The following is a 20,988-nucleotide window of genomic DNA, read 5'->3' on the forward strand; positions in this document are numbered from 1 at the left end:
ACGTTCGCCGCTTCACCGGACCCTGCAAGGCGCGCTTCAGCGCATGGCTCGTCTCGTGCATCGGCGTCTTGTCCCGCTGCGCGCGGAGTGCGATGTCGGGATGGGCCAAGGCCCTCCTGATGGCGATGGCCTTCGCCGTGACCGCCTGCACGTTCACGCCGCCGACCCGCCCCGCTCTCACGATACCGCCCGCCGCCATCAACAGCGCGACGCTCGATCAGTACCGCGACGCCGTCGCGCGACGCATCATCGAACGCAATCCGTCCTATGTGTTGCGCGGCACGCCGCAAGCCATGCTGCGCTCGCTGGTGGTGGTGTCGTTCACGGTGGATCGCAACGGTCGCGTGCTGGACTCGTCGGTGTATCGCACCAACGGCGACGACGAAGCCGAAAGCACCGCGCTCGCCACCTTGCGGCGCGCTTCGCCGCTGCCGCAACCGCCCGGCAAATTGCTCGACGGACGCGGCCAGCTCGAACTGTTCGAAGACTGGCTCTTCAACGACGACGGCAAATTCCAGTTGCGCGAGCTGGCCTCGCCGCAAGCGCAAACCATCGACTGAAAGCGCCTTGCCGCGTCGAGCCAGACGCGCTCCTTCACAGCGCCTCGCCCCGCCTTGCAGGGCCGAGCCCGCGCTCGCCGCAAGCTCGCTATAATTTTGCGACGCCCTGCGCCGGTTCGATCCGGCATGGCTCACGCCGCCCACTCACCCGTCGGCGCGGCGTCGGCCCTGATGCTGCGCTGGCGCGCTACCCGCACGCGTCACGCAAGCCCCTGCTTATTTCCCGGGTTATTCCCTGGTATCGCCGCATTCCTGCGCGAACACGGCCAGCCGCCGTTGTAAGCTGTTGCTTCGTCGCCCACGCCGCAGGTGGCCGCACCCCGGCCCACGGCCGTCGCCGGAGCAGGGCCCCAAGCGCACGAACCCAAACAGAGATGCCGGGCACACGCACGCCACCGCGTCGAGACACACGGTGACCGCCGGCATCCACGACAACAGGAGACCTTGCATGTCCACTTCGCCGATTTCCGCGGCCCAGCCCGATGCGGCCGGGCAGAACAGCAGCACGCGCATCATCTTCGCGAGCTTTATCGGCACCGCGATCGAGTTCTACGATTTCTACGTTTATGCGACCGCCGCGGCGCTCGTGATCGGACCGGTGTTTTTTCCGCATGGCTCGGCGACCGCTCAGGCTCTGTCGGCCTTCGTCACATTCGGCATCGCGTTCGTCGCGCGACCGATCGGCTCGTTCCTGTTCGGCCATTTCGGCGACCGGGTCGGCCGTAAATCGACGCTGGTGGCGTCGCTGCTCGTGATGGGTGTGTCGACCACGCTGATCGGCTTCGTGCCCGGTTACGACTCGATTGGCAGCCTCGCGCCGATCCTGTTGTGCGTGCTGCGCTTCGGGCAAGGCATCGGCCTCGGCGGCGAATGGGGCGGCGCCGCACTGCTCGCCACCGAAAACGCGCCGGCCGGCAAACGCGGCTGGTTCGGCATGTTCCCGCAGTTGGGGCCATCGGTCGGTTTTCTGGCATCCAACGGACTGTTCTTCGCGCTGGCCTTGTCGTTGAGCGACGAGCAATTCCGCAGCTGGGGCTGGCGCGTGCCGTTCCTCGTCAGCGCGGTACTGGTTGCGCTGGGCTTGTACGTGCGTTTGAAAATCGCCGAAACGCCGGCCTTCAAGGCCGCGATCGAACGCAAGGAACGCGTCAAGGTACCGATCGCGACGCTGCTGTCGCAGCACGGCCTGCCGACGCTGCTCGGCGCGCTCGCCATGGTGGTCTGCTACACGCTGTTCTACAACGCGACGACGTTTTCGCTGTCGTACGGCGTCTCGGTGCTGCACATTCCGCGTCCGACGTTCCTCGGCATGCTGTGCATCGCCGTCGTCTTCATGGCGCTCGCCACCCCGCTGTCGGCCTGGTTGGCGGATCGCTACGGCCGCAAACCCGTGCTGATCGTCGGCATCGTCGCCGCGATCCTGTCGGGCTTCACGATGGCGCCGCTGCTCGGCAGCGGACAGACGCCGCTGATCCTGCTGTTCCTCGTGATCGAGCTGTTCCTGATGGGCGTCACCTTCGCGCCGATGGGTGCGCTGCTGCCCGAGCTGTTTCCGACCAACGTGCGCTATACCGGTGCAGGCGTGTCGTACAACCTCGGCGGAATTCTCGGCGCGTCGGTGGCGCCTTATATCGCCTCGGTGCTGGCGGCGCACGGCGGGCTGCCGTGGGTCGGCGCGTATGTGTCGATCGCCGCCGCGGTCAGCCTGATCGGCGTGCTGTGCATGCGCGAAACGCGCGACACCCAACTGATGTAACGCGCAGCGACGCAAGGCAGCGGACTTCTGGGTAAATTCCCTGCCTTGCGCGTCTTTTTGACTTGCCTATACTCGACTTCAATACCCCTAAGGCAAGCAGGGAGGCCTGGATGAACATTCATCTCCACAACGCGGATGTCGTGATGATCATTGCGCTGGCGCTGCTGTGCTCGCTGCTGCTGGCCTTGCGCTTTCGCCCGGCCACCTGGAAAGGCATCGTGATCGAAGCGCTAGCCGCGAACGCGGCCGCCATTACGGCGGTCATCGCGTTCGAAATGCTGCTGGCATGAAGGCTTAGCGATAGTAATAGCCGCCGTGATGGTAGTAGCCGTAGCCGCCGCCATAGTAGTAGCCGGGCGCCGGCGCGACGATGCAGCCGCCGAGGGCCGTGGCGAGCAAAGTGCCTGCGATCAGGGTCAGGATCAAGCGTTTCATGTTGTTCTCCATCGAGTCAGATTCATTCGAGCCGAAACCCCGAATGATTTGATTGGACACGATGGCGCCCCGCAAGGGCGTTGCCATTTGTAAAGGAAGATCACGCGGGTGTTACAGGTTCGGCGGCGCGTTTTCGCGCTATCCAAGCTGACGCTTCGTGAGATTCACATCGGAGGAAAACACCGCCTATACTGGGTTGACCATCGATATCCAGCGCATGCCTTGCTGGCTGCGGTTACGCGGCGCGGCAACCTGAGCGCGGAGGTTGCAGCGATCCATTTACACGCCGTCGCACACGGTTAGGCGGGCGAATCAAAGCGTCACGATTCAAGCCGTAGACGATCAGGTGCTCAACGAATAGCGACAGTTTTAACAGACGTGTAATGCGCGCGCGAAGCCGCAAACCGACTTCGCCACGCGCTACGTATTCTTCGCAATGATTCCTCTCCGCCCGTTGTTCCCCGACGCGGGCGTTTTTTGGAGGCGCAACGTGGCAGCGTCCGTTCGCTCGGGCGGACTGTGCGTCGCGCCTCTTTTCTTTTTCAGCAAACGATTGCGCTGCGACGCAAGAAGAAACGCTCAGGCTGCCGAATCGTGATGATGCAAGGCCACGTCGTGCGATTCTGCGTGGACGTAGTCGATTGCTTCGAGCGCTTCGCTGACGGACGGCATGGCGCCGCCGTCGCCGATCGAGATCGAGCGGAACGGTGCATGGATACCGCAATGCGATGGCGAGGTCGCCACGAAGATCATGACGGTGCGCTTGAGCAGCGCATGCGCCAGATGGACGAAGCCGGTATCGGTGCCGACCACCAGCGCGCAGGCGTCGATCATTTGCGCGATTTCAGTCACGCTCATTTTCGGCAGCACGGTCGAGCACGGCACCTGAGCGGCAATCTGCTCCGCCTCGGCGCGCTCGCCTTCCGAACCCCACGGCAACACCACCTTGAAACCGCGCTGCGCCAATTCGCGACCCACCGCGGCCCAATGGCTGAGCGGCCATTTTTTATCGTCTTTCGAGGTGGCGTGAAAAAACGCCGCGACCGGCGCGGTCTCGCCGCCGAACGGTGGTTTGGCCGGCTCGGGCACACGCAGGTTATAGATGGGCGGGCCTTCGACGACATAACCCAGCGCCTCGCTCGTGCTCACGCGCATGCCATGCCACGCATCGCACTGCGGACGCGGGCCGAAGCGCCCGGTGTACGCGAACGCGGCGCCGCGCTCGCCCAGATCCTGGTTCTGATAGCCGATACGCCGCGCCGAACGCGCCAGAAAGGCGATGATCGCGCTCTTGTAGACACCGTGAATGTCGATGACGTAGTCGTAACGGTACGCCCGCAACTCGGCGATCGACGCCGCGATCGCCTTGAAATCGGCCCAGCGGCGAGCTTTTTTGAAGCGCCGCAACGGCGCGGACAGCACGCGGTCCACGCTCTCGCTCCAGTGCACCATCTCGGAGAAGGATTCGTCTGAGGCCCAGTCCACCTGAACGCCGGGGAACGCGCGCTTGATATCGGCGACCACGGGCAACGCCTGTACGATATCGCCGAGTGAGGTGACCTTAACGATAAGGACTCGCTTCAGCTTCATTGAGGACCTGTTAGTTGTTCGAACGTCAAACTATTTTAGCCGACGAATGGATTAATCTTGACCGAAGCCAGCAGCACGCAAACATGTCATTAATACAATGCATTACATCGCCAATCTTACAATAGACCGTTTTCGTATCTGTCAAAATACTTTCTTCCGGTTTTGAAGCGGCGCCGGCCCCTATAATTCAGCTTTTGCGCCAGCGACGGCACCCTCCTCATGTCCCGGGCTTACCCTCTTCTTTCTTCCGGCATCGTGCGTCGCGCAAGACGCCTGTGGCGGCAATACGGCGTCTTCTGGCTCGGCGCGATCGCCGTCGGCCTCATTGCCGTCCTGTATGCGAGATTGATCGACTTTGGCTACGGCGAATTTCGCGCGATGCAGCAACAGCACGTGTGGGCGCCGCTGATCGTGACCCCGGCGGTCGCCGCACTCGCGGTCTGGCTGACGCGCAAGTTCTTTCGGGGCGCCGAAGGCAGCGGGATTCCGCAAGTCATCGCCACCCTGCATTCGAAACCCGGCGAGTACGGCGCGCGCCTGCTGTCGTTCCGGATTCTGTTCGGCAAGATCGCCGTGTCGTTCCTGGCGATTCTCGGCGGCTTCACGATTGGCCGCGAAGGCCCCACCGTGCAGGTGGGCGCCGCGCTGATGTTCAATCTGCGGCGGCTCTATCCCCGCTCGAACGCGCTGATCGAGCGGCAACTGGTGCTGGCCGGCGCGGCGGCGGGTCTGTCGGCGGCGTTCAACACGCCGCTCGCCGGGATCGTCTTCGCGATCGAGGAACTCACGCGCAGCTTCGAAGCCCGCGCGAGCGGCGTGCTGATTACCGCGATCATCATCGCCGGCGTGATCGCGCTCGGACTGAACGGCAACTACACCTATTTCGGCACCATCCAGATCGGCGCGCATTTCCCCGATCTGCTGGCGCTCGCGGTGCTGCTCACCGCGATCGTCACCGGTATCGCGGGCGGCGTGTTCGGCTGGCTGCTGCTGAACACCGCGCGCTGGATCCCGGCGCCGCTGCGTCAATTGCATGGCGAGCGGCCGGTCGCGTTCGCCGCGCTGTGCGGCTTCACGATCGCGGTGGTCGGCCTGATCTCGGGCGGCACGACCTTCGGCAGCGGCTATGCGGAAGCGCGCGGACTGCTGGACGGACATGAGCATCTGTCGGTGTTCTATCCGTTTCTGAAAATGATCTCGATGGTCGGCTCTTATCTGCCGGGCATACCGGGCGGCATCTTCGCACCGTCGCTGTCGATCGGAGCCGGCTTCGGCAATCTGCTGCACATGGTGTTCGGCTCGATGCAATTGCCCATGCTGATCGCGCTTGCGATGGTCGGCTATCTGGCGGCCGTCACGCAGTCGCCGATCACATCGTTCGTGATCGTCATGGAAATGATCGACGGTCACGCCCTGGTGATTTCGCTGATGGCAACCGCGTTGATTGCCAGCCGCGTCTCGCGTCTTTTCTCGCCGCCGTTGTACGAGTCGCTGGCGGAGCGCTATATGAAGCCGCTGCCGCAACCGGCGCCCGCGCCCGTGCCGGAAGTCCCCGAGGTCGAAGCGCCGCAACCCGTCGTCGACGAAGCGGACGAAGCAGACGAAGCAGACGGTGCGGCGGACCATCGAGCCCCGCACAGCGCTCAGGACGAAACCGCAAACCACGCTGGAAACAGCACCGCAAACAGCACCGACACGCCGCGTCAATAAACCACGACACCCGGCGCGCGCACCACCAACGGGCGCGCCGGTACGACGACACAACCGGCCAGCATCACCGCCAGCATGGCGATCAGAAGCAGATTCTTTTTCATCACTCGAGTCCTGAAAGTCTGGGGACACGACACACAGGCGCGCGTATCCGCGCGAGGCGCTCATGCGGCGCCTGCGTGCTCTTATGTTCAATCGGGGAAAGGCGGCGCGAGCGGCTCGATTCGCTCAATCGGCTGGAGCCGCGCCGCGCCAGTCACGCTGAAGAGGGCTGCTTAAGCCCAGTGGCCCGGTACCCAGTGATAATGCGGACCAAATGCGTCCCAGTGGCCCGGCACCCAATGAAAGCCGACGCGCTCGGCTTGCCAGTGACCCGCGACCCACACATAGCGGCCGTGATCCCAACGCCAGTGACCGTGATCCCACACATAGCCGACACGCGCGGCAGGCACGGCTTCATAACGCACGGGCGGCGGCGCGTTCGGCGCGATGATCACGACTTCCTCGGCCGAGGCCGATCCCACGGCGGCGACGCCGGCAGCGATCAGAACGGTATTGGCAAGCAGCACACGCAAGGTCTTGTTCATTTTTTCCCTCTCTAATTGGACACCGGATACGGCGTTATCCGTTTAATGCGCGAGGGGTCGAACTGGCTGACGGCGGCCGTGTAACGGTCCACACGGAAATGCTACGGATTATTTCGCGGAGCGGAAACGAAGCGGAAATGCAGAGAACACGCTGCGAGGCAAGCGCGAGGTGAATGACTGGGAATGAGAAGCGTGGAATGAACGGCGTGAAGTAACAACGGCGCGCGGCAAAGCCTGCGTTCGCGCGCCGCGTCACATGATGCCTGTGCATCACGGACGCGGCGCGTCGACTGAAACGAACTGAACCACCAACCGTTCAACCGGTTAGGCCGCCGGTGCTCCGGCTTGCGGTATCTCGATCTTGACCTCGAGCACTTCGAGGTCGTCCTGGCGTTCGAGGCTCACCCGAATATCGTCGTCGGAGATCTTCACGTACTTCGAAATCACGGCCACCAGTTCGCGTTGCAACGCAGGCAGGTAATCGGCGGGCGCGTGGCCGCCGGCGCGCTCGTGCGCGATGATCAACTGCAGGCGTTCCTTCGCTACCGACGCGGACTTCTTCTTCTCGCCCAGCAAAAACGAAAGAATCGACATGACGTGCGCTCCCCTTACTTGGTGCCGAAGAGGCGCTGCAGCAGCCCGGGCTTCTGGTAATCGGTAAAGCGAAGCGACTTCTGCTCGCCGAGGAAACGCGACACCACGTCTTTATAGGCTTCGGCCACATCGGTGCCGTCGAGGTGCACGGCCGGCAGACCCTGGTTCGATGCGTGCAGCACCGCTTCGGATTCGGGAATCACGCCGATCAGATCGATACGCAGAATTTCCTGGATATCGGTCAGCGACAGCATCTCGCCTTCGCTGACGCGCTTCGGGTTGTAGCGGGTGATCAGCAGGTGTTCCTTGATCGGATCCTTGCCTTCGATCGCGCGCTTGGTCTTCGACGACAGGATGCCGAGAATGCGGTCCGAGTCGCGTACCGACGACACTTCCGGGTTCGTCACGATCAGCGCTTCGTCGGCGAAGTGCATGGCGAGCAGCGCGCCCGATTCGATGCCGGCCGGCGAATCGCAGACGATGTATTCGAAGTCCATCGCGATCAGGTCGTTGATGATCTTCTCGACGCCTTCCAGCGTCAGCGCGTCTTTGTCACGCGTTTGCGAGGCCGGCAGGATGAACAGGTTCTCGCACTTCTTGTCCTTGATCAGCGCCTGGTTCAGATTGGCTTCGCCCTGGATGACGTTGATCAGGTCGTACACCACACGACGCTCACAGCCCATGATGAGGTCGAGGTTGCGCAGGCCGACGTCGAAGTCGATCACGGCGGTTTTGCTGCCACGCAATGCGAGGGCCGATGCAAAACTCGCGCTCGTGGTCGTCTTGCCCACGCCACCCTTGCCCGAAGTCACCACAATGATTTTTGCCATTACCCTTACCTTGTGTTCGTCAAATTCGTCAATTATGTGCGGCCCTATTTGCCCTACCGTGCCGTGCTGCGCCGCGTGCCGTTGATTCGCTCAGGGCAACGCGCGCGTCGCGCCGGTTACGTGAGCCGCAGCGGTTCGATCATCAATTTCTCTTCTTCGAGCCAGATCTGCACCGGCTTGCCGTGCACGTCGGCCGGCAGCGGGTTCTCGGTCGTTCGATAGATACCCGCGATCGAGATGAGTTCCGGTTCGAGACACGTGCAGAAAATGCGCGCGTCGTGATTGCCCTGCACGCCGGCCAGAGCCCGGCCGCGCAGCGGCGCGTAAATATGGATATTGCCTTCCGCGATCACTTCCGCGCCGTAGCTCACGAGGCCGAGCACGACCAGATCGCCCTTCGCGTAGATCCGCTGGCCGGAGCGCAACGGCTTGTCGACCACCGTGGTTTGCGACGACGTGGCAAGGCGCACCGGCTCGGCGGCGGGCACGGGTTCGACCGCGGCGGCGCTGGCCGGCGTGCCGTCGGCGGGACCGTCGGGCGGAAGCAGGCTTGCCTGGGCGCTGCCGTTGCCATTGCCCGCATTCGGTGTAGCGGCGGCCGCTGCGGCTTGCGCAGCCTCTTCTTCGGAGGATTTAGCGGTGCTGCCACGACGGTCGCGCGCCTCCAGCAACGGCAGCGCGGACTCCGCGGCCCACGTCTGATGCGGATTGGCGACCACACCGACCGGCCGCATCCGCACGCTGTCGAGCAACTGCGCGATATCGGCGAGCGGCACGCGTTCAGTGTCGGCGAGACGGCGCACGTCGATCGCGACGACGTCGTTGGCAAAGAATTCGGGGGTCGCCTCGAAGCGCCGGGTCAGTTCGGCACGCATCGCGTCGAGGTCGGTTGTCTTGACCACGAACAGGAGCGTATCGACCGAGCCGCTGCGGAGTTCGAAAAAGGGTGATTTCTTGGGCGACATAGCGTTCGGCAAAAAATTTTGCGTATTTTACAGGCGTCCACGCGCGCGGCCAGTTTTTTTGCCGTGGCAACGAGGAGCAACCGACGACGGTGCCGACGACATCGCCACGAACGCTGCACAGACGCGGAGGGGAATCGAGCGGCAGGCTGCTGCGCCGCTCGCGAGATCACTGCTGAAATACCTGGGACGTGGTCGGCACGTGCCGCACCAGCAGACTTTCGGCTTGTTCCGGCGCACGCTGAACGCGCCGGTGTTCGCCGGTCGGACCGAAACCGAGCGCTTCGTAAAAGCGCATGGCATTGCGGTTGGCGTCGGCGACCCACGCGTAGACTTCCATGGCGCCTTCGCTGGCGAGCCAACTGCCGGCCGTGTCGACCAGCAGTTCGCCGCCACGCAGATGACGCACGGCCGGCGCCACCCACAGTTCGCAGACGAACGCGCGGCGCGCCGCGCTGTCGTCGAAATGCGCTTCGATCAGCCCGGCGGGATGGCCCTCGGTGTAAAGAATAAAAGTGGCGACGGTCAACGACACCGCGCGGTCAACGGCGGCGGCGTCGAAACTGGCAGCATCGGCCGACAACGCGTCCTCTAGCGTGGCGCCGAAGGCGTACGGCGCCTCCCGCAGCGACGCGGTACGGAGTTCGCGAAAAACGGCGCCCTGATCAGCGGCGATACGGCGAACGGTCAATGACGGACTCATGCAGACGAAAACCCCTTGAAACCCTAAGGCGTAGCTTTAACCGAACAGGCGCGCGAGTCAAATCATTATTGACCGGATTTGACCCGCACGCGAGGTTTGGACCGAGACGTGCGCACATCGAGCATGCAATTCAGGCGTCCGGCATGCGGAGCCGGCGAGTGATCGATGCGGCGCGCAACTCACGTTCAGGTCGCGCTCAAGGCGCTTCGTAACTGCCGGTGCCATCCGGCCAGGGGGTGAGGAGCTCGTAGCCCTCCTCGGTGACGGCGATCATGTGCTCCCACTGCGCGGAGAGCGAGCGGTCTTTGGTAACCACGGTCCAGCCGTCGCGCAACACCGTGGTGCCGGCACGGCCCGCGTTGATCATGGGTTCGATCGTGAAGACCATGCCGGGCTTCAGGCGCACGCCCTGCCCCGGCTGGCCGTAGTGCAGCACCTGCGGGTCTTCGTGATACACCTTGCCGATGCCATGCCCGCAGTAGTCGCGCACGATCGAAAAGCCGTCGCGCTGCGCCACTTTCTGGATCGCATGACCGACGTCGCCGAGCGTGGCGCCCGGTTTCACTTCGCGGATGCCGGCGAGCATCGCTTCATAGGTCGTGTCGATCAGTTGCCGCCCTACCGTGCTCGGCTGGCCGACGCAATACATGCGGCTGGTGTCGCCGAAGTAGCCGTCTTTGATGATCGCGACGTCGATGTTAACGATGTCGCCGTCTTTCAGCACTTCGCCGCGATTCGGGATGCCGTGGCACACCACCTGGTTGACCGAGGTGCACACCGTCTTCGGAAAACCCAGATAGCCGACATTCGCCGGAATCGACTTTTGCGTATTGACAATGTAGTCGTTGCACAGCGCGTCGAGCTCCTCGGTGGAGACGCCGGCCTTGACGTGCTCGCCAATCATTGCCAGCACGTCGGCCGCGAGGCGGCCCGAAATGCGTAACCTGGCAATGTCGTCGGGAGTCTTGTAGGTAATGGCCATGAATTCAGTCGATGGGGTTCGATGGTTCAAAGGACGCCGCGCATTCACCTGCCCGCGTCCCGCTCTGCACGACCGGCGTGGCCGCCCTGCTGCACGAAGCAACCCGGCGAACCGGTCGACGCCGGCGATCGATCGGCCAATTGTACAGAGGATCGCGCGCAGACCTCCGCGAACCGGGTCGAACTTGCCGGTTGCACGCCTTCGCGCCGAACGCGACACGCCGCGAAAAATCCATCGGCCGATACGCGTCGCGCGATGCTGCAAACGCACACGGAAATCTTTTGTGAGGTTTGCATCTACTCGCAGTTTCGCTCCGTAAAGGCGGGTGAGGACTCGCTTCTTCTGCCTGCATCGTTTAGTTCTTCTCAGAAGAACGGAGGCCTCTTTGCGTCCGCGTTTTTGCGTCTTGCAACGCGTGAACAGCAGTCGAGCGCGTGGTTGCATCGCGAGTGCGCGGCATAGGCAGCGAACCCATTGAGGAGCATGGCCATGTCGGAGTCCAGCAGCAAATCAGCAGAGCTTATCGATGTACTCGATCGCCGGGTCGAACGGCGCCTGCAACGCAGACAGTTTTTCCGCAACGCCGGGGGCCTGGGTCTGGGTCTGGTCGGCGGCACGCTGATCAGCGCGTGCGGTGGCGGATCAGGGTCGAGCGTGTCGGCCCAAAGCGCGCCGACCGATCCGGAGATTCTCAACTTCGCGCTGAACCTGGAATATCTCGAATCGCAGTTCTATACGTACGCGACGACAGGTGCCGGGTTGGCCGCCAGCATGACGGCCGGCGTCGGCACGATGGGCACGGTGATCCCCGGCCAGCAGGTGCCGTTCCAGGATCCTGTTGTGCAGGCGTACGCCAACGAGATCGCCAACGACGAACGCGAGCACGTCGCGTTCCTGCGCAGCGCACTGGGTTCGGCGGCGGTGGCGATGCCTTCCATCGACATCGGCGGCACCAATCCGAACGGCGCGTTTTCGAACGCGGCGCGTGCGGCGGGTTTGGTCGGCGCGGGCGTCGCCTTCAACCCGTACGCGAGCGACAACAACTTCCTGCTCGGCGCATTCATCTTCGAAGACGTCGGTGTGACCGCTTATAAAGGCGCCGCGCCGCTGATCACCAACAAGACCTTCCTGTCGGCCGCCGCCGGCATTCTCGCCGCCGAGGCGTATCACGCGAGTCTGGTGCGCACGGTGCTGTATTCGAAAGGGATCGACATGACGAGCCTCGTCACGGCCGCCAACGCGATCTCGGCCGCGCGCGCCAGCCTCGACGGTGTCGGCAACGACGATCAGGGAATCACCGGCGCCACCGCCGGCACCTCCAATATCGTGCCGCTCGACAGCAACGGTCTCGCATTCAGCCGCAACTACAGCAACGTGCTCAACATCGTCTATCTGACGAGTTCGGTCGCGACCAAGGGCGGCTTCTTCCCGAATGGCGTGAACGGTGTGCTCAACATGAGCGCCTGACGCAAGCCGTCTGCTGCACCGGCAACGGGTTGCCGCGATGACGATCGCGCTCACCCGTTGGCCGGCCTTTCTCCGTATTGCCTTGAACGCTTGACGACGGACAGGAGCAGTCATGAACGAAGCGATGAGTCAGGCCGCCGTGCCGCAGACCCTCACCGAGCAGGCCTGTTTCGACATTCGCGAAACGCTCGCGGGACGCCGTCGCGGCTTGCGCGCGATGCTGCCGTTTGCCGGACCGGCGGTGGTCGCTTCGATCGCCTACATGGACCCGGGCAACTTCGCGACCAATATTCAGGCGGGCGCCGGTTACGGCTATACGCTGTTGTGGGTGGTGGCGGTGGCGAATATCGTCGCGATGCTGTTCCAGTCGTTGTCCGCCAAACTGGGGCTCGTGACCGGCAACAATCTCGCCGAGTTATGCCGCGCCGCCCTGCCGCGACGCTACGTGCTGGCCATGTGGGGCATCAGCGAAATCGCGGCAATGGCGACAGATCTTGCCGAGTTCGTCGGCGGCGCGATCGGCGTGTCGTTGCTCACGCATCTACCGATGATCCCGAGCATGCTGATCACCGCCGCCGTCACCTACGCGCTGCTGCAGTTCGAAAAGCGTGGCTTTCGCCCGCTCGAACTGGCGATCGCCGCGCTCGTCGGCGTGATCGGACTGTCGTATCTCGCGGAATTGCTGATCGCGCCGGTGCATTGGCCGTCGGTCGTCAAGCATACGTTCACGCCGGCCATGCCCGACAGCAATGCGTTGACGATCTCGGTCGGCATTATCGGCGCCACGGTCATGCCGCACGTACTGTTCCTGCATTCGGGACTCACGCAGAATCGCGTCGCGCCGCGCAATGAAAACGAGCGCGGCAAACTGCTGCGCTTTTCGAACATCGAAGTGGTGGTCGCGCTCGGCGTCGCGGGACTCATCAACATGGCGATGGTGATCATGGCGTCGAGCGCGTTTCATGCGGGGCATGCGGATATCGCCAGCATCGAAACCGCGTGGCGCACGCTCACGCCGCTGCTCGGCGGCGCGGCGGCGGGATTGTTTCTTGCGGCGTTGATCGCGTCGGGCGTATCGAGTTCGGTGGTCGGCACGATGGCCGGGCAGATGATCATGCAGGGGTTTGTCGGTTTTCATATTCCCGTGTGGGCTCGCCGCCTGATCACGATGGCGCCGGCGTTCGTGGTGGTGGCGTGGGGCGTCGACGCGACGCGCGCGCTGGTGCTGAGCCAGGTCGTGCTGAGTATCGCGCTGCCGGTGCCGATGATCGCGCTGGTGTGGTTCACGTCGCGCGCCGACTTGATGGGCCGCTACCGGAACCGCCGCTCGACGACCCTCGCCGCCGTGGTCGGTACGGTCGCGGTGCTGGCGCTGAATGGGGTGCTGCTGGTGCAGGTGGCGGGGATTTCACCGTGGTGAGGGTCTGAGGCGCCGACCGTCTGTGTCTTTCCGCCGCTGCATCCAGTTGGCGGAAAGACACGTACATTGTTCGAACGAATCATCTCGAACGGATCGCCTGTCATGCCTCGACGCCTGCTCACCCTGACCGCCGCGCTGGCACTCGCCGCCCTGGGCGGTTGCAGCGCCACCGGCGTGCTCAACGCCGCCGTCTCAGCCAAGCGTTTCCACGCCGACGACGGTCTCGCCTACGGCGCCAATCCGCGTCAGAAACTCGACGTCTACACGCCCACCGCCTCCGCGCCGCAAACCGGCCCGCACGGCCGTCCGGTCGTGGTGTTTTTCTATGGCGGTAGTTGGCAAAACGGCTCGCGCAGCAGCTATCTGTTCGTCGGTGCGGCGCTTGCGGCGCGCGGTTTTGTCGCCGTGCTGCCCGACTATCGGACATGGCCGGAAACGGCCTTCCCCGGTTTCGTCGACGACGCCGCCCGCGCCGTGCGCTGGGCGCGCGATCACGCGGCGGAGTTCGGCGGCGACCCGTCGCGGATCTTTCTGATGGGACATTCGGCCGGCGCGCATATCGTGATGCTGCTCGCCACCGACGGCCGCTATCTCGCCGCGCAGCAGATGAGCAAAAGCGACCTCAGCGGCGTGATCGGCCTGGCAGGTCCGTACGATTTCCTACCGCTGCACGACGCGACGCTCGAAGACATTTTCCCGCGTGCGTTACGCGCCGCGAGTCAGCCGATCAACTTCGTGCAGGGCGACGAACCGCCGATGTTCCTTGCTGCCGGCGAGCGCGACACGACCGTCGACCCTGGCAACACGGATCGGTTGGCGGCGAAGCTGCGTCTGGCGGGAGATAAAGAGGTGGAGGTGAAGCACTATCCGCGCGTCGGCCACGCGCTGCTGGTGGGGGCGATCGCCGGACCGTTGCGGGGCTTTGCGCCGGTGCTTGACGATAGTGCGGCGTTTATCAACGCCCAGACGACGATCGCGGCGCAGCGGGAAAGTGCCGCGCAGGCGCCCGATGTCTCGTCACGGACAGCACCGGGTTTGCTGCCGTCCGGATCGTCCGGCAATGTGGTTCAAATGCGTCGGCGTACGAAGGCAGAAACGGTGCCTTGCAATACGGCGTCAACGTCAGCGTCAGCGTCAGCGTCAACTTCGATCGCCGAAGCGACTTGCCCGAAGCAGGCCACGCCCGCTCACGGCGACTGAACCACTCACTCCCCGATGCCCAGCAAATGTTTGCGCAAGGTCGGCGCACGCGTCGACGGATCGAGCCAGATGCCGAAGAACGCACGCGCGAACGCGGGATCGTCGAACTCGCCGGTCATGCGATCGCCGGCATAAAAGCGCACACCCTTATCCGGTAGATTAACCGCACTCAACTGATCGCCGGGCGCGACATCCACGAAAGCCTGCATCATGTCCGCGCGCCAGCGCGCGAGTGTCTCGGCCGGAATCGGCGCATCGGCCAGACGTTTGATCTCGCCGATGCCCGTCTCCGCCAGCCGCTCACGCTTGATGCCGCGCGTGTAGACGATGTGCAGCGCAAAGCGCTCGTCGTAATCGACCGGCGTGCGTTCGCTCCACAATTGCGCGCGATACAGCCGGAAGCCGAACACGGTGAAATCCCCCTCGCCGACGAGTTTCGCCGACTGCACGTCGCCGCGCCAATCGGCGCAGGCGGCGCCGGCCCACAGCATGAGCAGCATCGGCAACGCCGCGGCGAGCTTGCGCATGTCAGTCCGCCCGGGCGAGCACGAACTGCATCACGTCCGTGCGCCCTTCGTCGAAACCGGCTTCGCAATAGGCCAGATACAGCCGCCAGGTCCGCACGAAAATCTCGTCGAAGCCTTGCGTGCGGATCGTATCGAGTTGTGCTTCGAACGCGCCGCGCCAGCGGCGCAAGGTCTCGGCATAATCGCGGCCGAAGGCCAGCGAGGTCGACGCCACCAGCTTGCCGCGCTGTGCCGCGTCGATGAAACGCTGCGGGCTCGGCAACATGCCGCCCGGAAAAATGAATTCGCGGATGAAGTCGCTGGTGGCACGATACTGGGCGAAATGCGAGTCGTCGATCGTGATGGTTTGCACCACCGCGCGCGCGCCGGGCAGCAGACGCTCACGCAGAATTCCGAAGTACGTCGGCCAGAATTTCTCGCCGACCGCCTCGAACATTTCGATCGAGACAATGCCGTCGTATTGACCGGTCAGCGTCCGGTAGTCACGCAGTTCGAGTTGCACATGCTCGTCGAGGCCGGCCTCTTTCACGCGCATGCGGCCGAATTCGAGCTGCGCGGGCGAGATCGTCACGCCATGCACCTGAATGCCCCGACGCGCCGCATGCATCGCGAAACCGCCCCAGCCGCAGCCGATTTCGAGAACCCGCATGCCGGCACGCAAACCGAGCGTATCGATGATGCGTTGATATTTCGCGTGCTGCGCGTCTTCGAGCGATCGATGGAAATCGCCGTCGAATACCGCGCTCGAATACGTGAAGGTCGGATCGAGCCACTGGGCGTAAAACGCGTTGCCGATGTCGTAATGCGCGTGGATATTGCGGCGGCTGCCCGAGCGCGTATTCGGCCGCAGCTTGTGACGCAAGCCGTACCAGAGTTGCGCGAGCCAGCCGCCGTACACCGTGCGTTGCAGCGCGCGTTCGTTGCGGATCGCGACTCGCAGCAGCGCGGCGAGATCCGGCGTGTCGACCCAGAACGAACGCCACGCGTCGGCGAAACCGATGTCGCCCTTGCGCAGAATCGCGCCGCACGCGCGCCAGTCACGCAACTCCAGGCGCGCGCCCGGCGCCGCGTGCGGATCGCCGAACACGCGCGGCTGACCGTCGGGCGTCACCAGCACCAGATGCCCGACCTGAATCCGCTCGAGCAAGGACAGAAACAGACGGCCAGACGCGGGGGCGGACTGGTGCCCGCTCAGGGTTCTGGAAAGCGCCATGACGGAATCTCCTCAATCGGACGAAATAGAGCGCGCAGCGGTGGACGGTTGGGCCGCTGCGCCTTGATGGGTGGTTGCGTCGGCATGGCGCCCCGGCGCAGGATGTTTGCCGTAGAACGGCGCTTTCTTAAGCGCGAGACGCACGGCCTGCCAGTGAATCCGGGCGACCACGCCGAGCGTCAAGAGCGGCTGGCGCAACAAGGCGCCGAGCGCGCTGGCGCGTGTCAGCGGTTGCAGATGGCCACCCAGCGCGGTGCGGATCAGCAGGCCGTCGGCGTCGCGGTAGTCGATCGCGACCGACGCGTGATGCGCCGTCTCTCTGACGCGAAACGTATAGCCGCCTTCCACGCGGCAAAACGGCGACACGTGCAGCACTTTTTTGCACAGGAGCGGCGTCTCCGACGTGATCGGCGCATTGCCTTCGGCGCTCAGCAGATAGCTGTGCCGCGCGCCGAACGTATTACGGACTTCGGCCAGCAACGCGCGCAGATGGCCGTCGCGGTCGTGACAGAACCAGAAGCTCACCGGATTGAACGCGTAGCCGAACACGCGCGGAAACGCTTGCAGCCAGATCTTGCCGTCCGCTTCGTCGATACCCGCCGCCGATAGTTGCGCGCGCATCCACACGGCCAGATCGCTGCCGTCGCGCGGACCATGGTCGCGGGCATGCAAGCTGAGCGGCCGCCAGCGGTCGACGCCGAACCAGCCGCTCGCGAGCGAGGCGAGCCGGTCCAGATCGCAGCGCACGTAGAACACCGGATACGTGAAGCGATGCGGCCGTGGCCGCAGACGCTCGTGCATCACCTGCCCGGTCAGGAGCCAGGCAGGCGGATCAAGGCTGGCGCGGTCGGGATTCATAGCTTCGCCCATGCGGGTGACGCGTCGAAATCGGCGGCAACGCGCAACGCCGATTTCAGACCGTCCTCGTGAAAACCGTAGCCCGTCCACGCGCCTGCGAACCACGTGCGGCGCTTGCCTTGCAACTGCGGCAGACGGTGCTGCGCATCGATCGCGGCCAGATCGAACAGCGGATGGTCGTAGACGAAGCGGCGCAATTCGGTACCCGGCGCGGGCTGCGTCACCGGATTGAGCGTGACGACCAGCGGCGTCCTGAACGGCAGCGGTTGCAACTGGTTCACCAGATAGCTGACGCACACCGGATGCGTACCGTCGACCCGGCGGCTGCCCAGGTAATTCCACGCCGACCAGACGCGTTGGCGGCGCGGCAGCAAATTCGTATCGGTATGCAGCACCGCGACGTTCGGTTGATAGCGCACCGCGCTCAACACGCTGCGTTCGTCCTGATCGGCATCTTCCAGCAGACGCAGCGTGGTCGGCGCGTGGGTGGCGAGCACCAGCGCGTCGAAGCGCTGCGTGCCGTCGTCGGTAAAAATGTCGACGCCTTGCGCGTCACGCCGCACGCCGCGCACGGCGGTGTCGATGCGCACGTCGGTGAGCGTGTCGACGATGCGGCGTACATATTCACGGCCGCCGCCGACCACCGTCCGCCACTGCGGACGCCGGTTCACCTGCAGCAACGCGTGATTCAGGCAGAAGCGCAAAAACGTGGTGGCCGGGAACGCCAGAATGTCAGAGGTCGCGCTCGACCAGATCGCGGCGGCCATCGGCAGCAGATAGTGGCGCTGGAACGCGCCGCCGTAGCCGCCGGCCGTCAGCAGTTCGCCCATCGAGGCGCGCGTTTGCGTCGCGAGTTCGAGGTTTTGCTGGGCGCTGCCGTTAAAACGCATGATGTCGCGCAGCATGCCGATGAACGTCGGCGAGAACAGGTTGCGGCGCTGCGCGAACACGGTGTTCAGATTGGTGCCGGCCCATTCGAGGCGGCCTTCGTCGAGCGAGACCGAGAAGGTCATTTCGCTCGGGTGCGACTGCACGCCCAGTTCGGCGAACAGCGCGATCAGATTCGGGTAGGTGCGGTCGTTGAACACCAGGAAACCGGTGTCGACGGGATGCGTGTGGCCTTCGAGGGTGACGTCGACGGTATTGGTGTGACCGCCGATGTAGCCGGCCGATTCGAACAGCGTGACCTGATGGTTGCGCGCCAGCAGATAAGCGCTGGCGAGGCCCGAAATGCCGCCGCCGATAACCGCGACCCGCGAACCGCGCGGTAGTGGGGTGGTCGGTGCCGGGTGGGTCATGGGCGCGTCTCCTGATCGGGGGGCGCGCGGTCGGTGATTGGGATTGAATGGGGGTTGCGCGTCCTTGAGGGGATTTACGCAACGCGGACCGGAATGGATGCAGACGTGGCGGAATTAAGGGGCTGATTCTATGATGTGAAATGGGCGCGGCGGGGTGACCCTTGTTCGCCCTGCTTCACGCTGCCCGGCCCGTCTCGCGCCAGGCGGCGCAAGACGGGTGGCGGAACGACGCTCCGCCTCCGCGTTTTAGTGCAGCGGGATGATCAGATGCTGGCCGATCAGGATCAGATTGGGGTTCGGCAGGTTATTGCGCTTCTGCAGGTCCACATAGCGGGCGCCGCTGCCCATCTGGCTGAGCGCGATGGCGTTCAGCGTGTCGCCCGAGCGCACCACGTAGGTCTTCTCGCCGCCGCTTGCCGCGGTGGTCAGCACCTGGTCGCTGATGAAATATTTACGCAGCAGGTCGAGATACGCCGGCGACTGCTTGACCTTGGCGATGGCCGAGTTCAGGTAGATCAGCAGCGCGCTGTCTTCCTTGCGCACGCCGACCTTGTACGACAGGTTCGAGCCGTCGAGCTTGGTAAGCGCGAACTTCAGATCGGTGCCCTTGATCTCCGCGACGCCGAAGGGATAGTCGTAGACGATCGCGTCGACCTGATGGCCGTCGAGGAAGTGCGCCATCCACGAGCGCTGCCCTTCTATGCTCGCATCCGACAACTCGACGATCTTGCTGTCCGGGAAGGCTTTCTGCACGAACGCCTTCACGTCCGGGTCGCCCTGCAACACGCCGACCGTCTTGCCCGCCAGATCTGCCGCCGAACGCACCGGCGAACCCTGCGCGACGATCAGCGAATAGCCGAAGTCCTCGACATACGGAATCGAATACACGACGCCGCTCGGCGTGTTGTCGGGGAAGGTCAGGCCGTCCATCGCGACGTCGACGACCGCGTTGCCTTGCTGGTCGGTTTTCGTGAGCTGATCGGGGACCGCGGGGTAGGTGTCCACGCCGTGGTGTGTGTCGACGGTGATGGTGGAATGATCGCCCGAGGTGAACTCTTTCTGCGCGAACAGCAGATTGGCGAAGTCGACGTTGAAGCCTTGCGGCTTGCCGTTGTCTTCCGAGTAGAACGGCCGCGACGGATTTTCGACGCTGACGCGCACGACGCCGTTGCTCAGGATCGACTTCAGCGTGTCCTTGTTGGGCACGAAGCCGCTCGGATTGTTGGCCACGGGCGGGGTCGCAGCCGGGCTGGCGCCGCCGTTGCTGCTGTTGTTGCCGGCGCTACCGCTATTGCCGGTGTCGATGCCGTTCACCGTGGCGGAATCTTTGTTGCCGCCCTGCCCGTAGTTGAGGTTTTTCAGGCCGCCTTCGTGGATGTACCAACCAGCCGCCAGCAAGATCAGGAAAAGAACCGAACCCAGAATTTTCTTCATTTTTTGTCGAATCGAGTTATCGGAGAGTGCAGCCCTGCGCCGCAATTAATGCGGCGCGGTCGGCGGGCCGATTTGCGGCGCGGGCGGCGTGAGCGTGCCCAGTTCGGTGGCGGCCTTGGCCTGCTGCACTTCGGCGCTTTCCATCAGCGACGTTTCCATTTCGGAAAACGCTTTATTGACCGAGTTCATGACCGAATCGAGCGCGGCGTCGGTTTTGATTTGCGCGAAGGTGTCGCTGGTTTGCATGCCGGCGATCTTGTTCATGCGTTGCGCGGACTGCGACATATCCCACAGCGCCTTGGCGCGGTCGATCGCGTCGGCGAAACGCTTGAGTTCATCCTGTACCTGCTTATAGCGGCCCTCGCGAAACGCGAGCAGCTTTTTCATGGTCGCCAGCTGGTTTTCGAAGCGCGCGGCGTCTTCCGGATATTGCTTTTTGAATTGCGCGGTTTTGTCTTCGAAGTTTTTTACTTCGGTGCGGAAATCGGTGATGCTTTTCTTGAAACGCTCGGCGCCTTCCTGCTTCTCGGCCAGTTCGTTGTAAAGCGTTTCGATCGGATTGGATTTCGCTTCGTTCACGAACATCTTGACCTTCTGGTTCGCGAACTTCATGGCGAGCACAGGACCGAAGTTGATCGCGGCAAGACCGATGACGGCAGCGAGAATCAGGCCGACGAGGCCTTTGACCAGCAGGATGGCGAGCGGCGCGCCGATGGCAATGCACAACCCGATAATCGACCACTTGATGAGCTTGTACTTCGTGCTGCTTTTGGTCGCGTCAACGACCGTATTGCCGACTGACATGTGAATCCCCTTTTGAAGCCTCTTTTACAAAACTGCGTTTGCAAAAAAACTTACGGGA

General features: G+C 63.7%; 21 protein-coding genes. 7 read left to right on the forward strand and 14 right to left on the reverse strand.

The genetic code is table 11. The features are described from left to right. The first annotated feature begins 92 nt into the window (after positions 1-92). The 3 genes from BX591_RS09980 to BX591_RS09990 all read left to right on the forward strand — a co-directional run bounded on the left by BX591_RS09980 (position 93) and on the right by BX591_RS09990 (position 2,606). A complete protein-coding gene (locus tag BX591_RS09980) occupies positions 93-560 on the forward strand; it encodes an energy transducer TonB family protein (protein ID WP_111930722.1) in 468 nt (155 codons plus the stop codon). A gap of 448 nt (positions 561-1,008) precedes the next feature. Further along, positions 1,009-2,316 carry an MFS transporter gene (locus tag BX591_RS09985; RefSeq protein ID WP_111930724.1) on the forward strand — a complete coding sequence of 436 codons (1,308 nt, stop codon included), beginning with the start codon at positions 1,009-1,011 and terminating at the stop codon, positions 2,314-2,316. A gap of 110 nt (positions 2,317-2,426) precedes the next feature. Then, positions 2,427-2,606: a hypothetical protein gene (locus BX591_RS09990; RefSeq protein WP_111930726.1), complete on the forward strand. Its 180-nt coding sequence runs from the start codon at positions 2,427-2,429 to the stop codon at positions 2,604-2,606. Positions 2,607-2,610: 4 nt separating this feature from the next. Here BX591_RS09990 and BX591_RS36430 read toward each other — a convergent pair whose 3' ends face one another. Together BX591_RS36430 and waaC are read right to left on the reverse strand one after the other, a co-directional pair. After that, positions 2,611-2,751, reverse strand: a complete 141-nt coding sequence (locus BX591_RS36430; protein WP_167444522.1) for a hypothetical protein — start codon at positions 2,749-2,751, stop codon at positions 2,611-2,613. 579 nt (positions 2,752-3,330) lie between these two features. Further along, positions 3,331-4,335: a lipopolysaccharide heptosyltransferase I gene (gene waaC, locus BX591_RS10000; protein ID WP_111930919.1), complete on the reverse strand. Its 1,005-nt coding sequence runs from the start codon at positions 4,333-4,335 to the stop codon at positions 3,331-3,333. Between the two features lie 225 nt (positions 4,336-4,560). On the opposite strand from waaC, the gene BX591_RS10005 reads away from it, so the two are divergent. After that, entirely contained in the window at positions 4,561-6,051 is a 1,491-nt protein-coding gene (locus tag BX591_RS10005; protein WP_244146931.1) for a chloride channel protein, read from the forward strand. Between the two features lie 275 nt (positions 6,052-6,326). Here the strand turns inward: BX591_RS10005 and BX591_RS10010 are convergent, their stop codons facing one another. From BX591_RS10010 to map, 6 genes are all read right to left on the reverse strand, one after another. Beyond that, positions 6,327-6,638 carry a YXWGXW repeat-containing protein gene (locus BX591_RS10010; protein WP_111930732.1) on the reverse strand — a complete coding sequence of 104 codons (312 nt, stop codon included), beginning with the start codon at positions 6,636-6,638 and terminating at the stop codon, positions 6,327-6,329. A gap of 324 nt (positions 6,639-6,962) precedes the next feature. Next, positions 6,963-7,232, reverse strand: coding sequence for a cell division topological specificity factor MinE (minE, locus tag BX591_RS10015; protein ID WP_035552338.1), 270 nt, complete (start codon positions 7,230-7,232; stop codon positions 6,963-6,965). Positions 7,233-7,246: 14 nt separating this feature from the next. Continuing rightward, positions 7,247-8,062, reverse strand: a complete 816-nt coding sequence (minD, locus tag BX591_RS10020) for a septum site-determining protein MinD (protein ID WP_035552341.1) — start codon at positions 8,060-8,062, stop codon at positions 7,247-7,249. 116 nt (positions 8,063-8,178) lie between these two features. After that, a complete protein-coding gene (minC, locus tag BX591_RS10025; protein ID WP_111930734.1) occupies positions 8,179-9,027 on the reverse strand; it encodes a septum site-determining protein MinC in 849 nt (282 codons plus the stop codon). A gap of 166 nt (positions 9,028-9,193) precedes the next feature. Then, positions 9,194-9,727, reverse strand: a complete 534-nt coding sequence (locus tag BX591_RS10030; RefSeq protein WP_111930736.1) for a GNAT family N-acetyltransferase — start codon at positions 9,725-9,727, stop codon at positions 9,194-9,196. 196 nt (positions 9,728-9,923) lie between these two features. After that, on the reverse strand, positions 9,924-10,709 hold the full coding sequence (gene map, locus BX591_RS10035; RefSeq protein WP_111930738.1) for a type I methionyl aminopeptidase: 786 nt from the start codon (positions 10,707-10,709) through the stop codon (positions 9,924-9,926). A gap of 489 nt (positions 10,710-11,198) precedes the next feature. On the opposite strand from map, the gene BX591_RS10040 reads away from it, so the two are divergent. From BX591_RS10040 to BX591_RS10050, 3 genes are all read left to right on the forward strand, one after another. Continuing rightward, positions 11,199-12,176 carry a ferritin-like domain-containing protein gene (locus tag BX591_RS10040; protein ID WP_111930740.1) on the forward strand — a complete coding sequence of 326 codons (978 nt, stop codon included), beginning with the start codon at positions 11,199-11,201 and terminating at the stop codon, positions 12,174-12,176. A 112-nt stretch (positions 12,177-12,288) separates the two neighbouring features. Then, the gene (locus BX591_RS10045) at positions 12,289-13,596 is read left to right on the forward strand and encodes an Nramp family divalent metal transporter (protein WP_111930742.1); all 1,308 of its coding nucleotides are present in this window, start codon (positions 12,289-12,291) and stop codon (positions 13,594-13,596) included. A gap of 102 nt (positions 13,597-13,698) precedes the next feature. Next, positions 13,699-14,796 (forward strand): alpha/beta hydrolase, encoded by a 1,098-nt coding sequence (locus BX591_RS10050; protein ID WP_111930744.1) that lies wholly within the window; start codon positions 13,699-13,701, stop codon positions 14,794-14,796. A 5-nt stretch (positions 14,797-14,801) separates the two neighbouring features. Here BX591_RS10050 and BX591_RS10055 read toward each other — a convergent pair whose 3' ends face one another. The 6 genes from BX591_RS10055 to BX591_RS10080 form a co-directional block, all read right to left on the reverse strand. After that, positions 14,802-15,323: a chalcone isomerase family protein gene (locus BX591_RS10055; protein WP_111930746.1), complete on the reverse strand. Its 522-nt coding sequence runs from the start codon at positions 15,321-15,323 to the stop codon at positions 14,802-14,804. A gap of 1 nt (position 15,324) precedes the next feature. Then, positions 15,325-16,536 carry an SAM-dependent methyltransferase gene (locus BX591_RS10060; protein ID WP_111930748.1) on the reverse strand — a complete coding sequence of 404 codons (1,212 nt, stop codon included), beginning with the start codon at positions 16,534-16,536 and terminating at the stop codon, positions 15,325-15,327. Positions 16,537-16,548: 12 nt separating this feature from the next. After that, positions 16,549-17,394 (reverse strand): DUF1365 domain-containing protein, encoded by an 846-nt coding sequence (locus BX591_RS10065; RefSeq protein WP_111930921.1) that lies wholly within the window; start codon positions 17,392-17,394, stop codon positions 16,549-16,551. Beyond that, positions 17,391-18,692, reverse strand: a complete 1,302-nt coding sequence (locus tag BX591_RS10070; protein WP_111930750.1) for an NAD(P)/FAD-dependent oxidoreductase — start codon at positions 18,690-18,692, stop codon at positions 17,391-17,393. The genes BX591_RS10065 and BX591_RS10070 overlap by 4 nt, the downstream gene beginning before the upstream one ends. Positions 18,693-18,938: 246 nt before the next feature. After that, positions 18,939-20,126, reverse strand: a complete 1,188-nt coding sequence (locus tag BX591_RS10075) for a transporter substrate-binding and LysM peptidoglycan-binding domain-containing protein (protein ID WP_111930752.1) — start codon at positions 20,124-20,126, stop codon at positions 18,939-18,941. Between the two features lie 45 nt (positions 20,127-20,171). Then, the gene (locus tag BX591_RS10080; RefSeq protein ID WP_176343051.1) at positions 20,172-20,930 is read right to left on the reverse strand and encodes a hypothetical protein; all 759 of its coding nucleotides are present in this window, start codon (positions 20,928-20,930) and stop codon (positions 20,172-20,174) included. Between the last annotated feature and the right edge of the window lie 58 nt (positions 20,931-20,988).

Origin of the sequence: Paraburkholderia bryophila (assembly GCF_003269035.1) — a bacterium.
Taxonomy (GTDB): domain Bacteria; phylum Pseudomonadota; class Gammaproteobacteria; order Burkholderiales; family Burkholderiaceae; genus Paraburkholderia; species Paraburkholderia bryophila.